This is a genomic window from Thalassospira mesophila (assembly GCF_002115755.1).
GTDB classification, from domain to species: Bacteria; Pseudomonadota; Alphaproteobacteria; order Rhodospirillales; family Thalassospiraceae; genus Thalassospira; species Thalassospira mesophila.
Genome location: NZ_JFKA01000016.1, coordinates 61,152 through 69,323 on the forward strand (window position 1 = coordinate 61,152; position 8,172 = coordinate 69,323).

Annotated in this window: 7 protein-coding genes; 2 read left to right on the forward strand and 5 right to left on the reverse strand. The window is 52.7% G+C overall.

The features are described 5' to 3' along the window. Positions 1–12: 12 nt before the first annotated feature. From TMES_RS20715 to TMES_RS20735, 5 genes are all read right to left on the reverse strand, one after another. Positions 13–1,404 (reverse strand): aldehyde dehydrogenase family protein, encoded by a 1,392-nt coding sequence (locus tag TMES_RS20715; protein ID WP_085586159.1) that lies wholly within the window; start codon positions 1,402–1,404, stop codon positions 13–15. A gap of 113 nt (positions 1,405–1,517) precedes the next feature. After that, the gene (locus TMES_RS20720; protein ID WP_085586161.1) at positions 1,518–2,888 is read right to left on the reverse strand and encodes a glutamine synthetase family protein; all 1,371 of its coding nucleotides are present in this window, start codon (positions 2,886–2,888) and stop codon (positions 1,518–1,520) included. Positions 2,889–3,143: 255 nt separating this feature from the next. Continuing rightward, positions 3,144–4,196 carry a TRAP transporter substrate-binding protein gene (locus TMES_RS20725; protein WP_085586163.1) on the reverse strand — a complete coding sequence of 351 codons (1,053 nt, stop codon included), beginning with the start codon at positions 4,194–4,196 and terminating at the stop codon, positions 3,144–3,146. 174 nt (positions 4,197–4,370) lie between these two features. Continuing rightward, entirely contained in the window at positions 4,371–5,696 is a 1,326-nt protein-coding gene (locus TMES_RS20730; protein ID WP_085586165.1) for a TRAP transporter large permease, read from the reverse strand. After that, positions 5,696–6,202 (reverse strand): TRAP transporter small permease subunit, encoded by a 507-nt coding sequence (locus TMES_RS20735; RefSeq protein ID WP_085586167.1) that lies wholly within the window; start codon positions 6,200–6,202, stop codon positions 5,696–5,698. The genes TMES_RS20730 and TMES_RS20735 overlap by 1 nt, the downstream gene beginning before the upstream one ends. A 574-nt stretch (positions 6,203–6,776) precedes the next feature. Here TMES_RS20735 and TMES_RS20740 point away from each other — a divergent pair. Both TMES_RS20740 and TMES_RS20745 read left to right on the forward strand, forming a co-directional pair. Next, positions 6,777–7,664: a MurR/RpiR family transcriptional regulator gene (locus TMES_RS20740; RefSeq protein WP_085586169.1), complete on the forward strand. Its 888-nt coding sequence runs from the start codon at positions 6,777–6,779 to the stop codon at positions 7,662–7,664. 121 nt (positions 7,665–7,785) lie between these two features. Beyond that, complete coding sequence (locus TMES_RS20745; protein WP_085586171.1) at positions 7,786–8,028, forward strand: Lrp/AsnC ligand binding domain-containing protein; 243 nt, start codon at positions 7,786–7,788, stop codon at positions 8,026–8,028. Positions 8,029–8,172 lie beyond the last annotated feature (144 nt).

The window sequence follows — 8,172 nt, forward strand, 5'->3', positions numbered from 1 at the left end:
CTGCGCCCTTGCTTAAATTTTGGTGCGCAGGTGAAAACTTTTCGGCCGGGTCACGCTTTCATAGCCAATTTTTGACAATGTGCAGCCCCGGCCAGAGTTTTTAACCCCGACCCACGCCAGCGCCGGGTCCAGGTAATCCGCCCGGTTCATAAAGACCGTACCGGTTTCAAGCCGATCACCGATGCGCAAGGCGGCATCTTCGTCTGCCGTCCAGATCGATGCCGTCAGGCCAAATTCGCTGTCATTCATCAACCGAATGGCGTCTTCGTCCGAAGCAACCTTCATGATGCCCACAACCGGACCAAAGCTTTCCTCGCTCATCACGCGCATCGAATGATCAACATTAATCAAAACCTGCGGTGCCAGATAAGGGGTTCCGGGCGCATTGGCGGCAAACGTGGCCGGGTCGATCAGGGCTTCGGCCCCGGCAGCAACGGCATCATCAATTTGGTTGCGAACAAAATCAGCCGAACTTGTGCGAACCATGGGGCCAAGGTTGGTGCTGGCATCAATCGGGCTTCCCAACCGGTATTGCGATACCAGGGCAACGGCTTTTTCAACAAAATCGTCAAAGCGGCTTTCATGCACATAGATGCGTTCAATGCCGCAACATGATTGCCCGGTATTAAAAAACGCCCCGTCGATAACGTTTTCCACCGCGTGGTCCAGATTAACATCAGACCGGATATAAGCCGGATCCTTGCCGCCCAGTTCCAGCCCGGTCGCAATAAACTTCCCCGCCACGGCGCGCTGAACCGCATGGCCGCCGCCAACCGACCCGGTGAAATTAACAAAATCAACCCGGCGATCACCCATCAGTTTTTCCGTATCGGCATGGCTTAAATGCAAATATTGAAAAACGCCTTCCGGCAAGCCTGCTTCGGCAAACGCCTCGGCAAAACGTTCGGCACATACCGGGGTTTGATGCGAATGTTTCAACACCACACTGTTGCCCGCCATCAAGGCCGGAATAACCCCGTTTACCGCCGTTAAATAGGGGAAATTCCACGGGGCAACAATGGCAACAACCCCCAGGGCTTCGCGGCGAATAAACCGGTTAAACCCGGCCTTTTCACCCGGATTATAATCGCCAAGGGCATCGGGTGCGATATCGATCATATAGGTGGCACGTTCTTCAAACCCAGCCACTTCGCCGCCCGCCTGTGAAATGGGGCGGCCCATCTGCCAGCTTATTTCAGCGGCAATTTCATCCTTTTTGGCCACAAACGCCGTAACCGCGCGTCGCAAAACAGCCTGACGTTCGCCAATCGGGGTATTACGCCATGCTTTTTGCGCCTTTTGCGCCCGATCCAATACGGTATTAATGGCCGCCGCATCTGCCAGTGGCCGTTCAACATAGACTGATCCATCAACAGGCGAGATGGTTCTTAAAGTCTCTGACATTCTTCCTCACAGCATGATAAGGGGGTATAAATCAATGGAAAAACTTCGCATATTCAAGCTTAACACCGCACGACAAGCATTTGTAAAAATACATTTTAGTGCGAAAATATCAGCTAGATGATTTCAAAATAGCGTTGCAGTTCCCAGTCGGTAATCGCCTTGCGAAATTCGCGTTCTTCCCACTCGCGCGACTGGGCGTAATGTTCGACAAACTTCACGCCAAACAAATCGTTGGCTGCCTGTGACTGGCGCAACCGCCCTGCGGCCTCATACAAGGTCGCGGGAATGGTAAGTTCCGCAGGAAATTCCTGCTCATAGGCATTGCCAACCACGGCGGCGGTGGGTTCAACCTTGTTTTCAATGCCCCACAGGCCAGACCCGATACAGGCCGCCAGCGCGATATAGGGATTAATATCTGCCGCAGCAATGCGATATTCCACCCGCTGGGATTTGCTGCTACCGGGGATTACCCGCAAGGCAGTGGTCCGGTTTTCAACGCCCCATGTCGCATTGGTCGGCGCCCAAAAACCGGGAATAAGCCGGGAATAACTGTTCACCGTACAGGCCACCATCGACAGCAATTCCGGCATCAGTTTTTGCTGCCCACCAACAAACCAGCGCATTTCATCGGACATATTGTAGGGCTTGCTCTCGTCAAAGAAAACGGATTTTCCGTCCTCTGTGCCAAACAACGACGCATGCATATGGCCCGACTGCCCCGGCCAGTCCGCCGACCATTTCGCCATAAAGGTCGCCATCCAGTCGGATCGTTGTGCCAGCACCTTGGTAAAGGTTTTAAACAGGGCGGCTTTGTCGGCGGCACGCAAGGCATCATCATGGCCAATGGCGGCTTCCAAAACCCCCGGCCCGGTTTCGGTGTGCAGCCCCTCTATGGGAAAATCCATGGCCTCGCCCAGATCCAGCAGGTCGCGGTAAAATTCGGCCTGGACCGAGCTTCGTAGCATCGAATACCCATAAAAACCCGGCGTGATATTTTTAAGGTCGCGATAGTTTTTTTCGCGCACGCTATGCGGGGTTTCTTCAAACAGGAAAAATTCAAACTCGCACGCCGCCGTGGCGCGATACCCCATATCAGCAGCCCTGGTCAGCACCCGGCGCAATACCGCCCGCGGGCACACATTTTCCGCCTCGCCGTCAAATTCGCCTAAAAACAGGATGGTATCTTCTTCCATCGGCAATTCACGGCAGGTATCGGGCAACAGGCGCACCGGCGCATCAGGATAAGCCGTATGCCAGCCGGTAAATTTGGCGCTGTCATAAAGCTGGTCGTTGGAATCCCAGCCCAAAACCACGTCACAAAAGCCAAAACCACCATTAAGCGACGACAGGAACTTGTCCTTGTGCATGTATTTGCCACGCATAATGCCGTCGACATCAAAGACACCGACCTTCACATATTTGATCTGGCGTTCTTCAATTAATTTCCGGGCATCTTCGGCGGTTTTAACCTGTTTCGCCTCCATGGGCGGCCTCCTGTTTGATCGTTTTAGGGATCGATCTTTTTGTTTTATGGTCTTCCGCCTCTTTGGACGGTGATTACGCAGGCATTATTGTAATAAATTTTACAATTTTCCATCAGTTTTTCGCAAATTCCGATTTATTGTATTATTCGTTACAACCATTCAAATTTGCCCCACGCAAGCATGGTATATTGAACCCGTAACAGGCAGGCATTATTGTTAAATGCCTGCCTGCAAATTCGGTGCTGCAATCGGCAATCAGCCGTAGCGATAAGGTGCGCCAGCTTTTTCCATGGTTGCGGCATATTGCTTGAGAATTTCAACAACCTTGGCACAGCGCGGGCTGGTTTTGGCAATTTCATCCCAAAACTTATGGGCTTCCGCTTCAACCTGTTTCCATTCCGCATCCGGGATGGAGGTCAGCTCCATTTTGGTGCCCTGGGTGCGCAGCTTGGCTTCCCCGGCCCAATACCAGTACAGGCGGTGGTAATGCGAGCTGTCCATGCAGGCCCGGAACAGTTCTTTTAAATGGTCCGGCAATTCGTTCCAGCGTTCTTCATTGGCAAAATACGACCCACACCACGCGCCAGAAATATTGTTGGTCAGGAAGTATTTGGTCACATCCGCCCAGCCCACCGTGTAATCCTCGGTGATGCCCGACCATGCAATGCCGTCAAGTTCTCCGGTCTGAACGGCAACTTCCACGTCTTCCCACGGCAAGGTTACCGGGACCACGCCAAAGCGTGACAGGAACTTGCCTGCTGTCGGGAAGGTGAAAATGCGTTTGCCTTTAAGATCGGCCAGACTTTTGATCGGCGATACCGTGGCAAAATTGCACGGGTCCCACGACCCCGCCGACAGCCATTTAACGCCTTCCACCTCGCTATAGGCTTCTTCCCAGATTTTATCGAGGCCGTATTCGTAAAACAGGGTCGGAACATCAAGGCTGTAACGCGATGCAAACGGGAAATAACCGCCAAAAACCGAGACATCAACCGGGGCGGCAATCGAGTCATCATCAGACTGTACCGCGTCAATCGTGCCACGCTGCATGGCGCGAAAAAGCTCGCCGGTCGGCACCAGCTGATCGGCATGGTAAAGTTCGATTTCCATTTCGCCGTTGGCAATTTTGTTAAACCGGTCAATCGACGGTTTAATCACATGTTCAGCCAAAGCCGGGCCCGCATAGGTTTGCAAACGCCAGGTGATTTTCGCATTTGCCGCTTTTACATAGGGGGCTGCAAATGCCGTTGTCCCGGCCGCCGCCGTGGCCAGACCCGCTTTTCGAAAAAATTCGCGTCTTGAAGTCATTTTTTATCTCCCTGATCAATAAACAGGCGGGATTTGTCCCGCAATTTTGTCTCGCCAGACTGGCGAAACCGCCCCTCTCCGTTTCTCGAGTATCGGTCCCTCGGATGGTTTCTGTTTGTTGGACCTGCGTTCCGGCTTCATCGAAACGCAGGTCAATCGCGCGCCTGTGGGCAATCAGTGACCGTATTGGACACCGGGTAACCACAAGGCGATCTGCGGAAACGCCATCACAAGGATCAGGGCCAAAACCATGATCAGCACAAACGGCGTAATCGATTGATAAATGTCTTTAAGGGTGACTTCGGGCGGGGCCATGGCCCGCATTAAAAACAGGTTATAGCCAAAGGGCGGCGTCATATAGGCGATCTGGCAGGTAATGGTATAAAGCACGCCATACCACACCAGATCGAAGCCAAGATGGCCGACCAATGGCACATAAAGCGGGGCGACAATCACCAGCATCGCCGTATCATCCAGGAACATGCCCATAATAATAAACGATACCTGCATCAGGATCAGGATTTGCCACGGGCCCCAGCCCATTTCGCCAACAAAGAAATTCTCGATCGCGCGAACGGCACCGAGCCCGTCAAACACCGCGCCAAAGCACAATGCAGCAAGGATGATCCACATGAACATGCAGGTAATGGACAGGGTTTTGCGCAGGGTTTCTTCCATCACATGTGATGTCAGACGGCGCTTGAATATCGCGGCAAGGGTTGCGGCCAACGCCCCCACGGCCGAGCTTTCCACCAGCGAGGTGTAACCCATCAAAAACAGGCCGGTCATGGAAAAGAAAATGAACAGTGGGATCAAACCGGCCTTAAGCAAACTGATTTTTTCCGACCAGCTAACCGCAGCCCGTTCTTCCCGGCTAAGGGCCGGGCCCATTTCGGGCTTTAACCAGCAACGCACCGCAATATAAAGAACAAACAAGCCCGCCATCATCAGGCCGGGGAACACCCCCGCCAGCCAAAGCTGCCCGACAGGCTGGCGGGCAATCATGCCATACAGCACCAGAACCACACTGGGTGGCACCAGAATACCCAGCGAACTGCCCGCCTGAATAACCCCGGTGACCATGATTTTATCATAACCACGGCGTAACAATTCGGGCATGGCAATGCTGGCCCCAATCGCCATCCCGGCAACACTAAGGCCGTTCATTGCCGAAATGGCGACCATCAGCACGATTGTGCCAATGGCAAGGCCGCCGCGCACCGGCCCCATCCAGACATGGAACATGCGATACAAATCATCGGCAATGCCCGATTCCGACAGCATGTATCCCATATAAATAAACAGCGGCAGGGTCAGAAGCGGATACCACTTCATCAGTTTCATGGCGGCACTAAAGGCCATTTCAGACCCGCCATCGCCCCAAAGGGCAAGCGAAAACAAAACAGCAACCACGCCAATCGCGCCAAAAACGCGCTTGCCGGTCAATAACAGCAGCATCATTGATGCGAACATCAACAACGCGATCATTTCATAACTCATTACAAAATCTCCCCGCGAATACGGGCAAGATCCCGAAAGAATGTCGCAATCGCCTGCAGCAGCATCATGAACACGCCAAACGTCATGATCACCTTGATCGGTGCCATTGGCGGCGACCAGCTGGAATAACTGGTTTCGTTATATTGCAGCGCGTAAGAGGTTGAGGAGATGCCGCCATACAGCAGAAATGCCAGATAAAAAATCAGCAGCAAAATCGTGAAACAATCCACAATTGCCTGGGTCTTCGGCTTCCACGATCCATAAAACAGGTCCATGCGCACATGGCTGTCAAGCTGCATGGAATAACCGCCACCCAAAAGAAAATAGGCGACCATTAAAAACTGCGCGGTTTCCAGCGTCCAAAGGGCTGGAAACAGGAAAACCTTGGTAAATGACGAATATAAAAGAACCGCCAGCATCACAAAAATCAGATACATGGCAAACCGCCCAATGATGCGGTTTATCCGGTCCACCCACCGGATATAGGCTTTAATCACTTCAGGCATCGTTCACTATCCCATCCCCCGATGTCTTGGCCTCTATGCGTGAACCAGCTTGTTTAAAACCGGCACACCTGTTTTTTGGATCACGGCAACCCAAACGGCACATCACGCCCGCAACACAAAAACGACTACCCCGCGTTGCAAAGCGGGTGATACGACTGTGAAAAAGGCCATAAAGCACCGGTCACCGACACAATGTGCGGAGATAGCGACCGATCAAATTGACGCCCAAAAAAAGCATCGGCTTGCTGGCAAAATCCCATATGACGTCAACCCCTGCATTGCCGAAACAATGGACGTTACGTTTGTGCCGCCTCCCAGGCGATCAACCGTCAGTTCAGACAGCCGTTTTTCATTCGCGCCACCTGTGGTGGCATAGGGCATTTTTGACTCTATGTAATGAACGTTACATCAAGCCGGTTTGAATGACAAGATTGTTAGTTGATGTAAAATTCATTACAATTCTATCCAAGGTGATGTGACAAATTCGGCAAGATCGACTATAGGAAGCGTCCCACCTGAGTAACCCTTTGCCAAAATTTCCAATCTCCAGCCCTACCGCACGGGAAACACCGATTTGGACGCCACGGAAAAAACCACCCAGCCCAGTGTTGCCGAACTGATTACACAAAAGGCCGACGCGTTAACCGCCTCGGAACGCAAGCTTGCACAGGCATTGCTGGGGCATTACCCCATGGCAGGTCTTGAGACCGTTGCCACCTTTGCCGAACGCTGCGGGGTGTCGGCGCCAACGGTTTTGCGATTTGCGGGCAAACTGGGGTTTGAAAGTTATCCCGAAATGCAATCGCGGTTGCGCGGCGAGCTTGAAGCGCGGCTGCAATCCCCGCTTACGCGCAGTGCCCTGCCCCGCGCCGCTGTTGCGGCCAGCGGCCATCCGATGGGTGAATTGCTTCATCACATGATCGATGCCATTTCATCCAACATCCGGTCATCACTTTCAAATATTGCCCCGACCGAACTGGAAGGCGCGGTGAACCTGCTGGCAGATCGGAAACGCGCAGTTTATGTGCTGGGCGGGCGGTTTTCATCGGCACTGGCCGTTTATGCCTATGAACATTTGCGTTCCATGCGTGGCAATGTACGCCGGGTTTCGGGGCAAAACACCAAATGGACCGAGGACTTGCTTGATATTGGAAAACGCGATGTTTTGCTGGTTTTTGATGTGCGCCGCTATCAGCACGATGTCATCACCTTTGCCGAAACCGCGTCGAACCAGGGGGCCAAGGTTATTTTATTTACCGATCAATGGCTAAGCCCGATCGCCCGGTTCGCCCGTCATGTTTTCCCGGTCAGAATCGAAACCGCAACCACCTGGGACAGTGCGGCAGCAAGCATGGCCCTGCTTGAAACCCTGCTTGAGGGTGTTGGCCGCACCGACCCCGACCATGTGCGCGACCGGATCGAACATCTTGAAAGGCTGCGCCGCCGCCCCCCCGGCGGGTAATGCGATGTTCCTGCATGTTACAGGTCATTTCTATTTATAGATGACTGCCGACAAATGATTGAAACAACACGCCAGCCAAGCTAGCTTGGCCCCTTGTTTAATCCTTTGCGGAGACACCCCCATGCATCCCTTCTTCATTTTCGTGAAATGCGAACTTGGCAAAGCCTATGACGTTGCCGCCGCACTGGTGGAAGAGGTCGAAGGTGTTTCCGAAGTTTATTCGATTTCCGGCCCGTTTGAATTGCTGGTCAAAGTTTATATCGAAGACGGACAGGATATTGGCCGCTATGTGAATGAAAAAATTCACGCCCTGCCCAATATCAAGGACACCCAGACCATCATCACCTTTAATGCGTTCAGCTAAACAACGTCTGACATAGCGGTTTCATTTCAAGGCAGCATTTCGATGCTGCCTTTTGTGTTTTGCCCCTCTTCGGGACCAATGATTTTCGACGGATTTAAAACGAAAAAGGCCCCTTTTAAGGGAGCCTTTATCACTGGCGGGCAA